At 53.3% G+C, this 16,897-nt stretch carries 17 protein-coding genes, 2 tRNA genes and 1 riboswitch; of the genes, 14 read left to right on the forward strand and 5 right to left on the reverse strand.

Annotated elements, in window-relative coordinates; translation table 11 throughout:
* Positions 1-1,248 carry a serine hydroxymethyltransferase gene (glyA, locus tag J2X54_RS12330; RefSeq protein ID WP_070250652.1) on the reverse strand — a complete coding sequence of 416 codons (1,248 nt, stop codon included), beginning with the start codon at positions 1,246-1,248 and terminating at the stop codon, positions 1-3.
* A 95-nt stretch (positions 1,249-1,343) separates the two neighbouring features.
* Positions 1,344-1,467: riboswitch (ZMP/ZTP riboswitch) on the reverse strand.
* A 235-nt stretch (positions 1,468-1,702) separates the two neighbouring features.
* Between glyA and J2X54_RS12335 the strand changes: the two genes are divergently transcribed.
* The 10 genes from J2X54_RS12335 (at position 1,703) to J2X54_RS12380 (ending at position 8,130) form a co-directional block, all read left to right on the forward strand.
* Entirely contained in the window at positions 1,703-2,452 is a 750-nt protein-coding gene (locus J2X54_RS12335; protein ID WP_310181045.1) for an SDR family oxidoreductase, read from the forward strand.
* A 133-nt stretch (positions 2,453-2,585) separates the two neighbouring features.
* On the forward strand, positions 2,586-2,999 hold the full coding sequence (gene ybgC / locus J2X54_RS12340) for a tol-pal system-associated acyl-CoA thioesterase (RefSeq protein ID WP_070250650.1): 414 nt from the start codon (positions 2,586-2,588) through the stop codon (positions 2,997-2,999).
* A 15-nt stretch (positions 3,000-3,014) separates the two neighbouring features.
* The gene (gene tolQ, locus J2X54_RS12345; RefSeq protein ID WP_070250648.1) at positions 3,015-3,707 is read left to right on the forward strand and encodes a protein TolQ; all 693 of its coding nucleotides are present in this window, start codon (positions 3,015-3,017) and stop codon (positions 3,705-3,707) included.
* Between the two features lie 30 nt (positions 3,708-3,737).
* Entirely contained in the window at positions 3,738-4,175 is a 438-nt protein-coding gene (locus J2X54_RS12350; protein ID WP_070250646.1) for an ExbD/TolR family protein, read from the forward strand.
* 13 nt (positions 4,176-4,188) lie between these two features.
* Positions 4,189-5,172, forward strand: a complete 984-nt coding sequence (tolA, locus tag J2X54_RS12355; RefSeq protein WP_310181052.1) for a cell envelope integrity protein TolA — start codon at positions 4,189-4,191, stop codon at positions 5,170-5,172.
* Positions 5,172-6,446, forward strand: coding sequence for a Tol-Pal system beta propeller repeat protein TolB (gene tolB, locus J2X54_RS12360; RefSeq protein WP_070250642.1), 1,275 nt, complete (start codon positions 5,172-5,174; stop codon positions 6,444-6,446). Before tolA ends, tolB begins: the two co-directional genes overlap by 1 nt.
* 34 nt (positions 6,447-6,480) lie before the next feature.
* A complete protein-coding gene (gene pal / locus J2X54_RS12365) occupies positions 6,481-7,014 on the forward strand; it encodes a peptidoglycan-associated lipoprotein Pal (RefSeq protein ID WP_070250640.1) in 534 nt (177 codons plus the stop codon).
* A 106-nt stretch (positions 7,015-7,120) separates the two neighbouring features.
* Entirely contained in the window at positions 7,121-7,876 is a 756-nt protein-coding gene (gene ybgF / locus J2X54_RS12370) for a tol-pal system protein YbgF (protein ID WP_070250638.1), read from the forward strand.
* 89 nt (positions 7,877-7,965) lie between these two features.
* Positions 7,966-8,041, forward strand: a tRNA-Lys gene (locus J2X54_RS12375).
* 13 nt (positions 8,042-8,054) lie between these two features.
* A tRNA-Lys gene (locus tag J2X54_RS12380) sits at positions 8,055-8,130 on the forward strand.
* Positions 8,131-8,253: 123 nt separating this feature from the next.
* On the opposite strand, the gene J2X54_RS12385 is transcribed toward J2X54_RS12380, so the two are convergent.
* The 4 genes from J2X54_RS12385 to J2X54_RS12400 are packed head-to-tail and all read right to left on the reverse strand — an operon-like array spanning position 8,254 to position 10,989.
* Positions 8,254-9,198 carry a hypothetical protein gene (locus J2X54_RS12385; protein ID WP_310181054.1) on the reverse strand — a complete coding sequence of 315 codons (945 nt, stop codon included), beginning with the start codon at positions 9,196-9,198 and terminating at the stop codon, positions 8,254-8,256.
* The gene (locus J2X54_RS12390; RefSeq protein WP_310181055.1) at positions 9,195-9,929 is read right to left on the reverse strand and encodes a hypothetical protein; all 735 of its coding nucleotides are present in this window, start codon (positions 9,927-9,929) and stop codon (positions 9,195-9,197) included. The genes J2X54_RS12385 and J2X54_RS12390 overlap by 4 nt, the downstream gene beginning before the upstream one ends.
* A gap of 12 nt (positions 9,930-9,941) precedes the next feature.
* Positions 9,942-10,658 carry a hypothetical protein gene (locus tag J2X54_RS12395; RefSeq protein ID WP_310181056.1) on the reverse strand — a complete coding sequence of 239 codons (717 nt, stop codon included), beginning with the start codon at positions 10,656-10,658 and terminating at the stop codon, positions 9,942-9,944.
* The gene (locus tag J2X54_RS12400) at positions 10,624-10,989 is read right to left on the reverse strand and encodes a helix-turn-helix transcriptional regulator (protein WP_310181057.1); all 366 of its coding nucleotides are present in this window, start codon (positions 10,987-10,989) and stop codon (positions 10,624-10,626) included. The genes J2X54_RS12395 and J2X54_RS12400 overlap by 35 nt, the downstream gene beginning before the upstream one ends.
* A 132-nt stretch (positions 10,990-11,121) precedes the next feature.
* Between J2X54_RS12400 and J2X54_RS12405 the strand changes: the two genes are divergently transcribed.
* From J2X54_RS12405 to J2X54_RS12420, 4 genes are all read left to right on the forward strand, one after another.
* Entirely contained in the window at positions 11,122-12,093 is a 972-nt protein-coding gene (locus J2X54_RS12405) for a S8 family serine peptidase (RefSeq protein WP_310181058.1), read from the forward strand.
* 392 nt (positions 12,094-12,485) lie between these two features.
* Positions 12,486-14,240, forward strand: coding sequence for an ATP-binding protein (locus tag J2X54_RS12410; protein WP_310181059.1), 1,755 nt, complete (start codon positions 12,486-12,488; stop codon positions 14,238-14,240).
* Positions 14,241-14,329: 89 nt separating this feature from the next.
* Complete coding sequence (locus J2X54_RS12415; protein ID WP_310181061.1) at positions 14,330-16,003, forward strand: AAA family ATPase; 1,674 nt, start codon at positions 14,330-14,332, stop codon at positions 16,001-16,003.
* Positions 16,000-16,869, forward strand: coding sequence for a hypothetical protein (locus J2X54_RS12420; RefSeq protein WP_310181063.1), 870 nt, complete (start codon positions 16,000-16,002; stop codon positions 16,867-16,869). Before J2X54_RS12415 ends, J2X54_RS12420 begins: the two co-directional genes overlap by 4 nt.
* Positions 16,870-16,897 lie beyond the last annotated feature (28 nt).

The following is a 16,897-nucleotide window of genomic DNA, read 5'->3' on the forward strand; positions in this document are numbered from 1 at the left end:
TTACTTGGCGTAGACCGGGTACTTGTCGGCCAACACTTTAACAGCAGCTTTGACGCGCTCGATGGTGGCGGCGTCGTGCGGATTGTCCAGCACGTCGGCGATCAGGTTGCCCACTTCTTCCGCTTCGGCTTCCTTGAAACCACGGGTGGTCATCGCTGGCGAACCGAGGCGAATGCCGGACGTCACGAACGGCTTTTGCGGGTCGTTCGGGATGCCGTTCTTGTTGGTGGTGATGTGGGCGGTGCCCAGGATCGCTTCGGCTTCCTTGCCGGTCAGGTTCTTCGGACGCAGGTCCACCAGCATCACGTGCGACTCGGTACCGCCGGAAACGATACGCAGGCCGCGCTTGATCAGGGTCTTGGCCAGCACGTCGGCGTTGATCACCACTTGTTGCTGATAGGCCTTGAATTCAGGCGTCAGCGCTTCCTTGAAGGCGACGGCCTTGCCGGCAATCACGTGCATCAGCGGACCACCCTGGATGCCCGGGAAGATGGCCGAGTTGATGATTTTCTCGTGCTCGGCCTTCATCAGGATGATGCCGCCGCGCGGACCGCGCAGCGATTTGTGCGTGGTCGAGGTGACGAAGTCGGCATGCGGCACCGGGTTCGGGTACAGGCCGGCGGCGATCAGGCCGGCGTAGTGGGCCATGTCGACCATGAAGTAAGCGCCCACTGCCTTGGCAACGGCTGCAAAACGCTCGAAGTCGATCTTTTTCGAGAACGCCGAGGCGCCGGCGATGATCAGCTTTGGCTTGTGTTCCTTGGCCAGCGCTTCCATCGCCTCGTAGTCGATGTCCTCTTCGGCGGTCAGGCCGTACGACACCACGTTGAACCATTTGCCGGACATATTGAGTGGCATGCCGTGGGTCAGGTGGCCGCCTTCGGCCAGCGACATGCCCATGATGGTGTCGCCCGGTTTGAGGACGGCAAAGAACACGCCCTGGTTCGCCTGCGAACCGGAGTTGGGCTGCACGTTGGCCGCTTCCGCGCCGAACAGCTGCTTGACGCGGTCGATCGCCAGTTGCTCGACGACGTCCACGTATTCGCAGCCACCGTAGTAGCGCTTGCCTGGATAGCCTTCGGCATATTTATTGGTCAGCTGCGAGCCTTGCGCTTCCATGACGGCTGGCGAGGTGTAGTTCTCGGAAGCGATCAGTTCGATGTGGTCGTGCTGGCGGGTGTTTTCGTTCTGGATGGCGCTGAACAGTTCCGGGTCAACGTTGGCGAGGGTGTGATCTTTTGCGAACATGAAAAACTCCAATAATGAGTAACGTTATTGCTGGCAGGCTGGATCGAATGAGGGAAGCCAAAGCGGACAGGCAGCCTCTTTCGTGCATTCCATCGATGGGCTGCCCAGGCGAACGGCTGTTGAAATCTCACGTTTCCCGATGGATGCCCATCTTTCGCCGCTAAAACAGCGCACCATTTTGGGGCTGATCGCAGCTTTTCGCCAGTTACGTGAGACGTAATGGAACCGGGATTGTAATTTATGCGCCAGATTTGAGCAAATTTGTGGGCGCGTCGTCCTCGCGAACGCGGGGACCCATGCTGAGTTGGCGGTACCACCGGCCTATGGATCCCCGCGTTCGCGAGGATGACGGATCGTCCGCTCGATGGCTGCGGCAGCTTTTCGCTGTACACCAAGCCACTTTGATCATTTCAGCTACAATTTTGCCACCCTCCCACTCACCCAAGGAATCACCATGATCGTCTTCATCACTGGCGCCTCTGCCGGCTTCGGCGCTGCCATGGCGCGCATCTTCGTGCAAAACGGCCACCAAGTGCTGATTGCCGGCCGCCGCGCCGACCGCCTGCAGGCACTGGCTGCCGAATTGGGCGACGCCGCCCTGCCGGTCGTGCTCGACGTAACCGACCGAACTTCGATCACCTCCGTGCTCGCTGGTCTGCCCGAAGCCTGGCGCCAGATCGACGTGCTGATCAATAACGCCGGACTGGCCCTGGGCACGACCCCTGCCCACGAGTCGTCGCTGGAAGACTGGGACACCATGATCGCCACCAACGTCAGCGGCCTGGTCGCCATGACCCGCGCCATCCTGCCCGACATGGTCAAGCGCGGCAGCGGCACCGTCATCAATATCGGCTCGGTGGCGGGCGACACGCCTTATCCGGGCGGCAATGTGTATGGCGCAACCAAGGCGTTCGTCGAGCAGTTCACGCTGAACCTGCGCGCCGACCTGGTGGGTACCGGCGTGCGCGCCACCAACCTGGCTCCGGGCCTGTGCGGCGGCACCGAGTTTTCCAACGTGCGCATGAAGGGCAACGACGAGGCCGCAGCCAAGGTGTACGAAGGCACCACGCCGCTCACTGCCGACGATATCGCCAATACCGCGTACTGGATTGCCACCCTGCCCGCGCATATCAATATCAACCGCATCGAGATGATGCCCACGTGCCAAGGGTATGGTCCGCTCAACATCAAGCGCACCTTGTAGGTGCACCTTGGCAGCGCCAAACTTAATTGGCGCTGAATTTAGCGGGGGAAGGACGGAATTACCCGCACTTCCTTCTACCAGTGCAATAAATTCGCGTAGAATATTGCACAATCTTATATACGGTCAATACAACATGCCAGCACGGTTCGACTGGAATGTCCGGGTCTACTACGAGGACACCGACGCCGGCGGGATTGTCTATTACGCCAATTACCTGAAATTCTTCGAGCGTGCCCGCACCGAATGGTTGCGTCATCTCAATGTGAACCAGCGCGCATTGCAGCAGGAACATGATGTGTTGTTCGTCGTCAAAAGCGTCACCTCGGAGTATCATGCGCCTGCAAAGCTTGACGACGTAATAAAATTAACCCTTGTTATACAAAAATTAGGCCGTGCATCGGTTGCTTTCCAGCAGCAAGCATGGTGCGGCGAGCAATTGCTGAACTCGGCCCAGGTGACCATCGCCTGTGTCGATACGGCCATGCGCTTGCGCGCCATACCGCCTGCCGTGGCCGAAAAAATGCGTCACTACGTAATCTCCGACTGATCAGACTGATAAACAATGAACGTCACCCAAGACCTCTCTTTCATCTCCCTCATCACCAATGCCCACCTGATCGTGCAGTTGATCATGGCGTTGTTGCTCATTATCTCGTTGGTCAGCTGGACGTATATCTTCAGCAAATTGTTCGCGGTGCGTTCCGCCCGACGTCAGACCGTGGACTTCGAAAAAACCTTCTGGGCCGGCGGCAACCTGCACGCACTGCACCAGAACGCCGGCAAGGACCGCGCCGGCAGCGGCCCGCTGGCCCGCATCTTCGAAGCCGGCATGGGCGAATTCATCAAGAGCAAGGCCGCCTACGCCGCCAGCCGTGAAACCATGGACCACGGCGCCATCCTGGACGGTGCCCGCCGCGCCATGCGCGCCGCCTTCCAGCGCGAAATGGATGTCCTGGAATCGCACCTGGCCTTTTTGGCGTCGGTCGGTTCGGTGTCGCCGTACATCGGCCTGCTCGGTACTGTGTGGGGCATCATGAACGCATTCCGTGGCCTGGCCAATGTGCAGCAGGCCACCTTGGCGGCGGTGGCACCCGGCATTGCCGAAGCGCTGATCGCTACCGCCATCGGCCTGTTCGCGGCGATTCCTGCGGTGGTCGCGTACAACCGCTTCTCGCACGACATCGATCGCCTGGCGATCCGCTTCGAAAGCTTTGTCGAAGAGTTCTCCAACATCCTGCAACGCCAGTCGCGCTAAGCGCGGGTCATTTCATAAGGCAGAGCGATCATGGGTTCTTCTTTTAACAGCAGCATGCGCGGCGGCCGTGGCCGCAAGCTCAAGTCCGAAATCAACGTGGTGCCGTACATCGACGTGATGTTGTGCCTGTTGATCATCTTCATGGTCATGCCATCGGCCAACGATGCCTCGGTGGTGGATTTGCCGCACGCGGAAAAATCGACCAAGCCGCCGAGCGACTACGTGCAGATCGTCATCAAGCCCAACGGCGCGCTGTCGATCGGCGTCAAGGGCAAGGATGCGGACGCACCGGAAACGGCGCCGAGCCGCGACGCGCTGGTCAAAAAGCTGCGCACCTTGCACGAGGAGCATCCCGACTACCCGGTACTGATTTCGGGCGACAAGGAAAGCAAATACGACGACGTGATCCAGCTGATCTCGGAAGCGAAGAAAATGGGCATTACCCGCGTGGGTTTGGCCACTCAATAAGAACGTTGAATAGATGAATCCCCCTAGCGCAGGCGGCCCGTACAAGGTGCCGCGACAACACAACGGCTGGCGCGCAACGATACTTGCCGTATCGGTGCACGCGGTGCTGTTGCTGTTCCTGTGGGTGGGCGTGAGCTGGCAGAACACCGAACCGACCGAAGTCCAGGCAGAAATCTGGGACATGACGGTGCAGGATGCCGCCCCCGCCGCCCCGCCGGAGCCCCAACCAGAACCCGATCCCGAGCCGGCGCCCGAGCCGGAACCGGTGCCGCCGCCCGTGGTCAAAACACCACCGCCACCGCCGGTGGAAGTGCCGCCTGCGCCCAAGGCGCCGGACATTGCACTCGAGCGCCTGAAAGAAAAGAAGAAAAAGCTCGAGGAAGAGAGAAAGATCGCCGAAGCCAAAGAGCTCAAGGAAGCCCAGCTGAAGAAAGAAGCGGACGAGAAGCAGGCCAAGCTCGACGCCAAGAAGAAGCTTGAGCAGAAAAAACTCGCCGAGCAAAAAGCCCGGGAAGAGGAAGAAAAAGAGCAGGAAGAGAAACAAGAGAAAGAAAAGAAACTCGCCGCCGAGCAGGCCAAGAAAAAGGCTGCCGCCGAAAAGGTAGCCAAGGATAAGGCCGACAAGGCAGCGAAAGACAAGGCGTTTGCAGCGGAAATGAGCCGGATTACCGGATCGGCCGCCAAGGGTTCCACCGGCACGGCTGCGCAATCGACCGGCGGCAAGGTCGATGGCGGCTACGCGGCAGCCATCCGCACCAAGGTCAAGAACAACCTGGTCTATGGCGGCACCGACGACAGCCTGACGGCAACCTACAAGATCACCCAGCTGCCGACCGGTGAAATTATCGGCGTGCGCAAGGTCAAGGGCAGCACCTCGCCTGCTTACGACAGTGCAATTGAGAACGCAATTGCCAAATCGTCACCGCTACCCAAGAAAAAAGATGGTACGGTAGAGCGCGAAATCGAACTCGTCTTCAACATGAAGGAAATGCATTAATGAAAACCAATTTTAAACACGTCATCCTCTACGCTGGCCTCACCATCGCCGCCACCATGGGCAGCGCCCAGGCCCAGATGCGCATTGAAATTACCGGCGCCGGCAGCAACCAGATTCCGGTCGCCGTCGCCGGCTTCGCCAACGAAGGCGTGGCCCCGCACATGGTGTCGGCCATCATCAAGGCCGACCTCGAGCGCAGCGGCGCCTTCAAGATCATCGACGCCGGCGTGATCAGCGACGTCAACAACGTCGACTACAGCGGCTGGAAAGCCAAGGGCGCCGATGCGCTGGTGGTGGGCACCGTCAACGCCATGGCCGACGGCCGCTACGACGTGCGCTATAAACTATACGACACCGTCAAGCAGTCGCAGATCTCCAACCTGGACAAGGCTGTGACCGCCCAGTTCACGCGCCTGTCGGCCCACCTGATTGCCGACGACGTGTTCTTCAAGCTGACCGGTGTGCGCGGCGCGTTTTCCACCCGCATTTCCTACGTCAAGGAGCAAGGCCGCAGCTACACGCTGATGATTGCCGATGCCGACGGCGAAGGCGAACAGCTGGCGCTGCGCTCCAACGAACCGATCATTTCGCCGTCGTGGTCGCCGGACGGCACCAAGGTCGCCTACGTATCGTTCGAGCAGAAAAAGCCGGTCGTCTACATCCAGAACCTGGTCACCCGCGCCCGCACCGTGGTCGCCAACGAAAAAGGCAACAACTCGGCGCCTTCGTGGGCGCCGGACGGCAACAAGCTGGCCGTGGCGCTGTCCAAGGATGGCAACTACGAGATCTACACCGTCAACGCCGACGGCAGCAACCTGCGCCGCGTGACCAGCAACGGCGGCATCGATACCGAGCCACAATGGTCGGCCGACGGCCAGAGCATCTACTTCACCAGCGACCGCAGCGGCGGCCCGCAAATTTACCGCATGAGCGCCAGCGGCGGCGACGCCAAGCGCGTGACCTTCTCCGGCACCTACAACACCAGCCCGCGCGTATCGTCCGACGGCAAGACCCTGGCCTATATCTCGCGCCGCGACGGCAACTTCCAGCTGTATGTTCTGGACTTGGGCAGTGGCCAGGAAACCCGCCTGTCCGATACCACCAGCGACGAATCGCCGAGCTTTGCCCCGAACGGCAAGTACATCATGTACGCCACCACGGCAGGCAGCCGCAAATCGCTGGCCGTGGTCTCGGTCGATGGCCGTGTGAAGCAACGCTTGACCACTCAGGCGGGCAACATCAAGGAGCCCACCTGGGGTCCGTTCATGCAGTAAAACAATCAAAATCTAACGTTACTAGGAGAAACTCATGCGTCAAATCAGCAGCTTAGCCCTCGTCCTGACCACGGCAGCGATCCTGTCGGCCTGCTCGTCGACCCCGATCAAGGAAAACACCCCACCACCAGTGGTGGAGCGTCCAGCCACCGGCCAGGCGCCGGCACAGTCGGATACCCGCACCGTGGCCCCGGTTGAAACCAAGTCGCTCGATCCGCTGGACGATCCAAAAGGCGTGCTGGCCAACCGCAGCGTCTACTTCGACTATGACAGCTACAGCGTGCGCGCCGATGGCCGTCCAGTGGTGGAAAACCACTCGGCTTACCTGTCGAAAAACAAGTCGCGCCAGATCCTGATCCAGGGTAACACCGATGACCGCGGCGGCTCCGAGTACAACCTGGCCCTGGGCCTCAAGCGCGCCGAAGCCGTGCGTAAAGCCATGACCACGTTGGGCGTATCGGACTCGCAGATCGAAGCGGTCTCGCTGGGCAAGGAAAAGCCAAAAGCTGCCGGTACCGACGAAGCTGCACGCGCTGAAAACCGCCGCGCCGACATCGTTTACAAGTAATTTCGCTTTTGCCTGGTCACAGGCATAATACGGGGCGGTACCCGGACTTGGTTGCCAAGTCCAGGCACCGCCCCGTTTCCATTTAGATTTGTTGAAAGCGCCCGACATGATGAAACTCTCCAAATCCGGCGTCTCCGCCGCCGTGCTCGTTGCGATGACCTGGCTGCCGCTGCAAGCCCATGCCGGCCTGTTCGACGACGACGAAGCCCGCAAGGCGCTGCTGGACCTGCGCGCCAAGCTCGAAGCCCTGCGCGTTGACACCAACGCCCGCCTCGAAACCAAGTCCGACAAGACCAGCACGCTGGACATGATCAATCAAAACGACAGCACGCTGCAGGAGATCGCCAAGCTGCGCGGCCAGATCGAAGTACTGTCCAACGAAGTCTCGATGGCACAGAAGCGCCAGCGCGACCTGTACACCGACCTCGACACGCGCATGCGCAAGCTCGAGCCGCGCGAGGTGAACGTGGACGGCAAAACCGCCCAGGTCGATCCGAACGAAGAGCGCAGCTACGACGCCGCCATGGCCCAGTTCAAGGCCGGCGACTACAAGGCCGCCGGCGACGCCCTGGCCGCCTTCGTGCGCCAGTACCCTGCCTCCGTGTACACGCCCAACGCGCAATACTGGCTCGGCAACTCGTTCTACGCCCAGCGCGACTGCAAGAGCGCCATCGCGGCCCAGCAAGTGGTGCTGAAGAACTACGGCGACAGCCCGAAGGCCCCGGACGCCATGCTCAACATTGCCAGCTGCCAGACCGAGCTGAAAGACAAAGCGGCCAAGAAGACCTTGCAGGACCTGATCAAGCAGTTCCCGGACTCGCAAGCGGCCGCGACGGCCAAGCAGCGCCTGGGCGGAAAATAAACGCGTGCGGTGAGGCGGCCGGACAAATAAATTGTCCGGCAGGCATTTGACAGGATGTGCTGAAACATCCTATAATCTCGCTTCTTCGGGGGTCGTTAGCTCAGCTGGTAGAGCAGCGGACTTTTAATCCGTTGGTCGCAGGTTCGAATCCCGCACGGCCTACCACCGAAGAACCCTTGGGTCGTTAGCTCAGCTGGTAGAGCAGCGGACTTTTAATCCGTTGGTCGCAGGTTCGAATCCCGCACGGCCTACCAAGATTCAAAGCGAAAACGCCAACCTTCACGGGTTGGCGTTTTTGTTTTCTGGTCCATTTCTGGTCCTGTCAGTCACGATGTACCTGCGGATGCCCCACTCAGCCTTCAGCAAGGCTACACGAGTTAGTCGTTACCATATTCGGGCTCGTACTCCATCTCACGCTCACTCGTTTCCGAGTACAGCGTATCCAATCCCGCCGCCTCAATCTCGTCCCCACCGTCCAAGAAGAGATCACAAACCGGACAATGAAACTGCTCAGCAGAGTAAGTGGTCTCAACAGACTCCCAAGCCCCATCCTCGTCACCATAGGTATCAACGACCTCCTCATTAATCTGCACACCGGCCATGAACGCCAGCCCTGTGCAAGCAGGACATTCACATCCCCATTCGTTGTCAGAAACCAAGGTAAAAAGATTGCGATAATGATAGGCGTGGCGAGATGCAGCTTGGTCCAGTGCGCTTTTCTGATCTGCCTTCTTCCGGCCAAGAAAATCTTCCTTCGAACGCTCAACGCGGACAGCCACCGCTTGCCTTCGGGCCTCAATAGAGTGCCTTAGAAGTGCTTTCGGCGACTCTGATTGGGACGCACCTAGCCAATCATCCAGCCCCGCCCCCAAGGGCTCCAAAATGATCTGGGCAGCATGCCAGTACTGCGCCTCCCACGCATCCAGTCGCATAGCCTTAAATGGCGTTTCACCCGAATGGAGTTCGGCATTTCTTCTGAGCGCTATCTCACTGCAAAATTTCTTAGTCCGCTCGTCAAACCGAGGAACAACCGTTCTGAGCCGTTCGAACAACGTATGCGCGGCAATTGTCTTCACATCCGTTGATAAATTGTGCCCCGCAGCGGCGAACAAAGATGGAGCGTGCGTGGGGTCCGCAATAAGGCTCGGGTGAATTTTGGCCAAGGCGGCTTTCCCGAGCAATTCCAATGCCAACGAAGACCAAAGCTGATATTCATCTAAATCATTTCCCTCTTTGCGTAGTAGGGCTTTTCGAATATATTCCTTTGATTTCGAAAAAATTGCCTCAGGATGTAATGCCGCAGGAACCTTCATATTACTCATAAAGTAACTGTTCTTATTAAAATTCTTTGTTTATCGATTTGGTTCGCCCCGTCACGGGCATGCAAAATACGCCAATTATTGAAGACAAGAATCTTTCCGCGTTTCCAAGAAATCCCTTCGGACAGGCCATGAAGTGAATTAAAGGAGAGCAGCTCCATCACCCTTCGTGCTTCATCATTCTGCGGTTCCATACACCCCGGATCAAAACGAATGAAATCACGACTGGTCTCCAGGACGGTAGCGTAAAAAGATTTCCTTCCGTTCCGCACCCAGAATACGGCACGCCTCGCAAGCCTGAGTACTTCGGATGACATTTTGATTCGCGTACGGTCAACAAGAAGTGTTCGCGTATCATTTTCGCCAGGATCTAGGCATCCAAGTACAACGTACTTAGGCGGAACCGGCCAATGCGCACCATCCACATGAAAAGGAAAAGCCTGCAATCCGTATTTACTGCTTAAAGAATACGGGATGGCCTCATCCGCCTCAACGGGACTCAATTTATCTGTCACACACCCGCGTCTTGTCTTCATTGGAAGCCCCAGACGCGTAGCTACCGCGAGAACAATCTTAGCGAGGTCAATCTCGTCACGTATTGAGACCTCAGCGGCGTTCCAACCACATGTACGAAGTACATCTTCAAAATCCGCACCAAAAAGCGCAGCAAGGTCGGCATCTTCACTAAGTTCGCGTCGATAACCTACATCCTTGATTTCGCCACCATCATTCATAGCATGAGCATCCTAGGATCTTTTCCGCAAAATGCCACCATCTTGGTCGAAATGCACGAGCAGTTCATGCACCCGTAATAACTCATCCGCTATGGGTTGAACATGGAAGCGCTCGTCCAGTATCTGAAATATTCCTTCTTTTAAATAGTAAGCTCGGAAGATGTGATGACTCACCCCACTGTCGTCGGGCTCTCCAAGAATTAAACTTGGAAAGATACACCCGAATATTTCACCAGCAAGATAAATATCCAGTCTCTCATCAAAATGCTCGATAGCGTTCCGCAAGCCACGGTTCTCCAGAGGACTACCCTCATCTATCTCAAATATATCACGCAAGAAAGCACCTCTATTTTTATGGATGCCTTTGTATTGTTCGCCCTTTCCTTTAACTCCATCGATGGACGGATAGAAGTATCGAGATATTGCGCCGCAGTGATTTATCATATTATGAAGGACGTCTAGCAGCACATCTTTCTTGTCTTGAAGTCCAAACGCCCCATCACTAATCCCACGGATTATCCTTGATGCTTGAGAGCATGACTGCAATGCACTATTTGTATTAAACAGCATCGACTGAATATAAAAGGCCTGCTGCGGCGTCGACAAACTATACTCTTCACCAGCTGGACTACCCATGCGAATCCAATCAAAAATCAGGTATATATTATTCTTCTGATAGAGACTTATCCAGCCACTACTTCTTTTTCCCGGCCCGCCAATGCTGAGCATATTGCACAGCAAATGTATAAACGAATTCTTGTTCCCGCGCAGGCAAGTCCTTCACCACCTCCGCGAGCAGGGCTGCAAAATTATCTTTTTGACCTACATCGCCCAGCAACATTGGCAGCGTCACCTGCAGATATTTCGCAACATCATCAAGACGATCAAGTGAAGGCAGCTGCGCACCTGTCTCAATGCGCGAAACCGTTACATTTTCAATTCCTAGCGCTTCGGCCAACTGGCCCTGCGTAATGCCGAGCTGGGTACGCGCCACCTTGATGTTTCGGCCAATGCGCTTACCGAGCTCTTCGCCCTTCTCGGTCTTCAACTGTCGCGGCATGGGCTCTTTCCTTAAAAGCCCCCATAGTCCTATGACAAGAGTCGTTATAAAATGATGTAATATGGCAAGTTTATTGACATAAAACGATAATTTACAAGCAAAACCAGTTAACCCAAGGAGCGTAGAGAATACATGGCCAAAATTGCCTTTTTACCAATCACCGCCCCGGACAAATCTGCGTCGGGCAACCCAACACCCGCACGTTTCATCATCACAAACAAGACCGACTCACCGCTAAAGGTGTATTGGATCGACTTCGACGGAAAAGAAGTTCCCTATGGAGAGATCGCCCCTGGAAAGACGCTCGCGCAATACCAGACCTATAGCACGCACGTGTGGGAGGTGAAGGATGCCACCGGCACGATCGGGTTCAAGTTCATGCCAACCGCCTACGGCGACATACAGGTAGGCATAGCAGGCCCAACCTTCGTCTCCTTCGACGAAACCATCACGCATACTGCGCTCGGCGAATGGTCCAGCTCCACCGGCTACGGAGTGATCGATGTAGCAAAGTCTCTCGGCATCCCTGACACAGCGCCAGACCTGTCGCTGAAGGGCAAGAACAATAACCTCGCCCTAGACCTCATCAACGCGCCTTCGGCCTGGCAGGCGGGCTACACCGGCAAAGGTGTCAAAGTCGCAGTGATCGACTCCGGTATCGCGGCAAACACCGAGATCACCGGTAAGATCATCGACGGCTACGACTTCAAGGACGGCGACACGGACCCGTCACCAGCCAACGGCGCGTATAAGGATCACTCGCTGGGGGTAGCTTCGATCATTGCAGGCAACCATGGCGGCAACGGCAATGGGCCTGACACTTCAGGCGTCGCGCCCGGCGCGCAGCTCTTGAATGTACGGACAGCAGGTCCCGATGGTGGAAATCTGCTGGACATTGCTAAAGGCATTCGCTGGTCAGTAGATCATGGTGCAGACGTCATCTGCCTTCCTCAGCAAAGCCCCGATACAGGCACCGCTGATGAACTCTATTCGGCCATCAAGTACGCCTATCGCGAACGAGGCCATCTCACGCTTCGTACACCGGGAAGAGGCAAGCAGCGGTGTATGGAAAACTCCCGCACAAAGCAGCGTCGCACGACGTAAGCAAACAGAAGCTAAAGAACTAAAGCCGTTCCTCGACAAGCGATTCAAACTGTATCGGCCAAAACGACGTCCAACTTAGCGGGTCCTGTTCCAGCAGCGGCCTTCCTAGCCTGAGTGTCAATTGCACGCCCTCTATCCCCCAGAGGATGTACACCGTCGCATGGTGCAAATCCTTGCCGGTTGAACCGGTCATCAGCGCAAGATATCCCCAAGGGTTGGCGAGACCGGAATTGTGACAATTGAAGAGAATTGGCGATGAGAAACTACGGCAAAATGTAGGGTAATTCCTACAAAAAAATATGCCAGTTTCACAACATCCTTAGCGATTGCCCTCTTGACTTAGCCGGGGGGCGGTTGCATAGAGGCCGTCATCGTTTTCAATCTCCCATAATATGACCAAAAGCAACGTACGCTTTCATGTCAACTCGCGATTGGCACAACTTCTGAGCCAGGAATATTCCTCGACTGAAAAGGCAATCAAGGAACTCGTGGACAACGCCTGGGATGCAGACTCGGATCATGTGAAAATCCTGCTGCCAGCTCCAATGAGCGATGATCCCATCGTGATTTGTGACGACGGTTCTGGTATGACAGAGGATGAAGTTGGCAGCCACTATCTCTCTATTGCATCAGACCGCAGGGAGCGAAGTGGCGAGCGTACAGCAAAGAAAAAGAGGCTAGTCAAAGGACGCAAAGGTATAGGCAAGTTCGCTGGGCTGATGGCTGCCTCAGTCATGACTCTTGAGACGCATGCCCGAGGTATTCGGACGAGTTTCACGCTCCGTGTTCAGGATCTCTCATCGGTACAGGATATCGAACAGCTTCCTATCCATTTGACCACCGAGCCTTGCTCACCAGAATCTCGAGGCACCCGCATAACACTTAGCTCGCTACACCAGCAGCTAACATTCCCCGACCCAATTAAGTTCAGGCAGATTTTGCTGCTGGAATACGGGCGCGAGACCGACTTTGCCATTGACGTAAATGACAAAGTGCTGGGAGTCGATGACGTCCAAGGCCATTTTAAAGATGAAAAACTAGACGTTCCCGAAGTCGGAGAAGTGCGTGTACGCTTTGCCATTTCAGAGAAAAATGCAGTTTCACGTCAGCCAGGTATTGTCATTCGTGTGGATGGTAAGGCGGTTGGCAAGCCTTCATTCTTCGGTCTCGATGACCAGGAAGACTTTCCTCAGAAATTGCTCAAGCGCCTGTACGGCGAGATTGACGCCGATGGTCTGTCAAAGCACGTCACCGCAGGCTGGAATAGCCTCATCGAAAATAGTGAGTTGCTCGAGCACGTCACAAATGCCGTGCGACCGCTTATCCTCGCAGCGTTCAAAGAGAAGCACGGCCGCGAGATTCAACTAGCACATGCGCGCTTGAGGCGTGACATCAAAGAACGGCTCGCGGCTCTCCCAGAGAATCGCCGTGAGTATGCCGAAAAAGCGATTCAAAAAATTCTCGAACGTTTCTATCAAGAATCCGAAGAAAAGATCGCACCATTCATTTATGTCCTACTGGAAGCCATAGAGCGCTCCGACTACGGCCTGGTCGTTCAACACCTAGCAGATGCAAGCCGAAAGGACATTGCAACATTGGCAGACGCACTTGCTGAGTTCGGCCTTACAGACATGGCATATCTTGTCGAGCAGGCCAAGGCACGTCAAGAATTCCTCGATCAGCTCGAGTTATTGGCACAAGACCCAAAGACGCTTGAAACTCAAATGCACAAAGCAATAGAGAAGAACCTGTGGATCTTCGGTGCACAATTCTCGTTATATAGCTCAAACAAGACCCTTCAGCGCCAAATTGAAGAAGGATTCGGCCAGAAGTTCGACGGCGAGCGGGCTAATAACCGGCCTGATCTTCTACTCAATGAGAATCTAAACGGAGAATGTTTGCTCATTGAGTTTAAGCGGCCTGCGCATTTCCTTAACAGGGAAGATTACAAACAGGCCACGGACTATCGACACGATTTATCGAAATACACTAGCAAACCCATTCAGGTACTTTTAATTGGTGGAAAAAATTCGGCAGATTTCCCCAACACCAACCCCGAGCCAAATGTTCACGCAATGACTTTCTCTGACATTATTGCGACGGCGAGAAGGCAGCTAAACTGGCAGTTGGCGCACTCGCTTCCTTGAGAAGTATGCAGATGAGCAGCTGCACTCGACATCATTAGTCTGGACGCAAAGTCTTTTTCTTTGCATTAACAATTACCAATAAATAAAAAATGAAGATATTTTTTAGCAAGGCAAAACCATTAAACACAGCAGGAGATGGGTGCTACCTAATTCAGGATCATATTGGAAGTACCTATAATAGTCCATGGGATGATTACGGCCATATAATAACCTTCAAATGCTTTCTCATTAAGGATGAGAAGCAAGAAAATTTAGGCCATGTAAAAATTCTCGCAAGGGACGAAAGCAACACATCCAAAGCATTTGCAAATGGGAGTAGCGACTCAATTATTGAAATTACAGAAATCTTACATCCCGAGAAATTTATATCGCTATCTAGCGACCTAGATTACTATAGAAAAATAGGAAAGATTTTCTCTGACATCTATGAAATAGAAAAATTCCTTCAATTAATTTGTGATGCAAGCTTTCATTATCAACAGCAAGATAATTTTCGATCTTGGTCAGGCTTTTCAAGCGGAATCTTAAGATCTGGAAATGCATCAGAGGCTGCAATTAAAAAGGGGCATCAAATTGCGATCGGCAACTACGAAATCGAAGAAAACTTTCAGGTAACAATTAAAAACTTACCTACCAGCTTCGACCCTATAACTCTTAGCTTTGACAATATCGAGAACAACATTAATTCTCGCAGAATAAATGTCTTAGTGGGTGAAAATGGCGTTGGGAAATCTCATGCACTATTAGCATTGGTCCGCAGTATCACCGGAATTGACAGCACGGGAGATTCATTGCCGTTTTTCCACAAAATAATATGCATTGCCTATTCGCCATTTGAAAATTTTTACACTAAAAATGGAATTGCCACTGCGTTGCATGAAACACATGTAGGACCTATTAAAAAAGATTCAAAAATCAAGAAAGAAAGACGTAGGTTAAACGTAAATTCTTATGCATATATAGGCTTTAAAAAAGAGGACGGCGATTTCTCCCTGACTTGGCCTGCAGTTCATAGCGTAATTTCCTTGCTAAAATTACTCTCCTACGATGCCGATAATAGATGGTGGCGAGGAAAATCTAAATTTGATCAGCTCTTTGAAGCTCTTAATCGGCATATTGAATTCGATGCCATCGGCATAAAGATAAGAAATGGAGATTTTGCATACATAAATAAAGAAAATCAAGAAAAAATAAAAATTGAATTCGATCATTTAGAAGCAAATCAGGGAGTCAATTTCTTCCTGAATGGTGTAAAGGTAAATTTGAGTTCAGGTCAGAACATTTACGCCTATATGTTGCCGTCCCTTATGGCCGAGATAGAAGACGAAAGTTTAGTGCTTATTGACGAACCAGAATTATATTTACACCCTACGCTTGAAATCGCGCTGTTGGACATGCTAAAGACGGTTCTGAGTGTGACCAAATCTTACGCAGTAATAGCCACTCATTCTCCTGTAATGGTAAGGGAGATTGACAAAGACGCGGTAAGCATACTACGCAAACGAGAGGGCAGAACAGCGGTCCATCGCCCACCATTCCAGACCTTAGGCGAATCGACCGACAGAATTTCTGGTGAAGTATTTGATGATTACTATACAAACAAGCCTTTCCAGAAAAGCATTACCGATTTGATTCGTGATCAAAATATCTCTATTGGCGATATTGAAAAAATATCGGCACGAGTCGGAGATGAAGCACTTGCATATGCCATAACAATTTTGAGTGATACCGAAGATCAAAAAATAGAAATCGTTGAGCTATGAAATATTTGCATCATATGCGCGTTAGCCCAATTGATGAGTGGCTAAAAATCGCACTGAAAAGTAGAAAAGAAAATATAACGGCCCTGGATGCACAGGCGGTCAGGATTCGTGATTCTTATGCATCTTATTCAAAAATAATAGATGATGTCGCCACAAAAATTTCCGGCAGCACTTTTCTTGCAGAAAAAGCGCTTTTAATAGACTACTATTCAGCCGCCCCAGCAGAGTTGTCACGCCTTTTAGTAATGCGTCGATCGGACACTACGCTCCATGAGTGCCCATACTGCGGATATCCATATACTCCCGATACACTTGACCACTTCATACCTAAAGAGGAATGGCCGGAATACGCATTTCTAGCTGATAATCTGGTTCCCCAGTGCAGAGGATGTGCTCCAACAAAAGGAAGCCATTATTTTTGTGAAATTAAAAATTCAGCCAAGTTCATTCACCCATTTTATTCCGACTTGATTTCAAAGCTAGCTTTTCATATTGAGGTGAAGTTTATAAAACCAGTTCCAAGTTTTTTTGTCCATTTCAAAAGCATCGGAAGCCTTTCCGCATTAGAAAAACAAAGACTTGAATTGCATGTCGAGCATTTAAAAATAAGAAAAAGAATAGTCAGCTATTGCCACAGAAGTTTTAATCATTGGCTGGATCTAGTTAGGAAAATGGGCCTTGACGTCACGATTGCGTTTTCACAGCGTTTAAACGAGAAAGGGGGGCTGGGTGTACCAAGCGAGAATTGGGACCACGCCTTTTTCCTTGCGATCCTTAACAACAAAGAAACAATGGAATATTTCTCAGCGGAACGGAAACAAAAAGTAAATAACTCAGCTTCATCCCTAACTGATTTGGGGTTTTGACGGCTGAGAAATGTACATCGATTAAAAG

The sequence above is a fragment of the Duganella sp. 3397 genome, from assembly GCF_031456625.1.
Taxonomy (GTDB): Bacteria; Pseudomonadota; Gammaproteobacteria; order Burkholderiales; family Burkholderiaceae_D; genus Rugamonas; species Rugamonas phyllosphaerae.

What these genes read in the sequence shown, in the direction of transcription:
- J2X54_RS12405 (WP_310181058.1), top strand. Translation starts at nt 11,122, where the DNA reads ATGGCCAAAATTGCCTTTTTACCAATCACCGCCCCGGACAAATCTGCG.
- J2X54_RS12395 (WP_310181056.1), bottom strand. Translation starts at nt 10,658, where the DNA reads ATGCTCAGCATTGGCGGGCCGGGAAAAAGAAGTAGTGGCTGGATAAGT.
- tolA (WP_310181052.1), top strand. Translation starts at nt 4,189, where the DNA reads ATGAATCCCCCTAGCGCAGGCGGCCCGTACAAGGTGCCGCGACAACAC.
- J2X54_RS12420 (WP_310181063.1), top strand. Translation starts at nt 16,000, where the DNA reads ATGAAATATTTGCATCATATGCGCGTTAGCCCAATTGATGAGTGGCTA.
- J2X54_RS12350 (WP_070250646.1), top strand. Translation starts at nt 3,738, where the DNA reads ATGGGTTCTTCTTTTAACAGCAGCATGCGCGGCGGCCGTGGCCGCAAG.
- J2X54_RS12410 (WP_310181059.1), top strand. Translation starts at nt 12,486, where the DNA reads ATGACCAAAAGCAACGTACGCTTTCATGTCAACTCGCGATTGGCACAA.
- J2X54_RS12385 (WP_310181054.1), bottom strand. Translation starts at nt 9,198, where the DNA reads ATGAGTAATATGAAGGTTCCTGCGGCATTACATCCTGAGGCAATTTTT.
- J2X54_RS12335 (WP_310181045.1), top strand. Translation starts at nt 1,703, where the DNA reads ATGATCGTCTTCATCACTGGCGCCTCTGCCGGCTTCGGCGCTGCCATG.
- tolQ (WP_070250648.1), top strand. Translation starts at nt 3,015, where the DNA reads ATGAACGTCACCCAAGACCTCTCTTTCATCTCCCTCATCACCAATGCC.
- pal (WP_070250640.1), top strand. Translation starts at nt 6,481, where the DNA reads ATGCGTCAAATCAGCAGCTTAGCCCTCGTCCTGACCACGGCAGCGATC.
- glyA (WP_070250652.1), bottom strand. Translation starts at nt 1,248, where the DNA reads ATGTTCGCAAAAGATCACACCCTCGCCAACGTTGACCCGGAACTGTTC.
- ybgF (WP_070250638.1), top strand. Translation starts at nt 7,121, where the DNA reads ATGATGAAACTCTCCAAATCCGGCGTCTCCGCCGCCGTGCTCGTTGCG.
- J2X54_RS12390 (WP_310181055.1), bottom strand. Translation starts at nt 9,929, where the DNA reads ATGAATGATGGTGGCGAAATCAAGGATGTAGGTTATCGACGCGAACTT.
- tolB (WP_070250642.1), top strand. Translation starts at nt 5,172, where the DNA reads ATGAAAACCAATTTTAAACACGTCATCCTCTACGCTGGCCTCACCATC.
- J2X54_RS12400 (WP_310181057.1), bottom strand. Translation starts at nt 10,989, where the DNA reads ATGCCGCGACAGTTGAAGACCGAGAAGGGCGAAGAGCTCGGTAAGCGC.
- J2X54_RS12415 (WP_310181061.1), top strand. Translation starts at nt 14,330, where the DNA reads ATGAAGATATTTTTTAGCAAGGCAAAACCATTAAACACAGCAGGAGAT.
- ybgC (WP_070250650.1), top strand. Translation starts at nt 2,586, where the DNA reads ATGCCAGCACGGTTCGACTGGAATGTCCGGGTCTACTACGAGGACACC.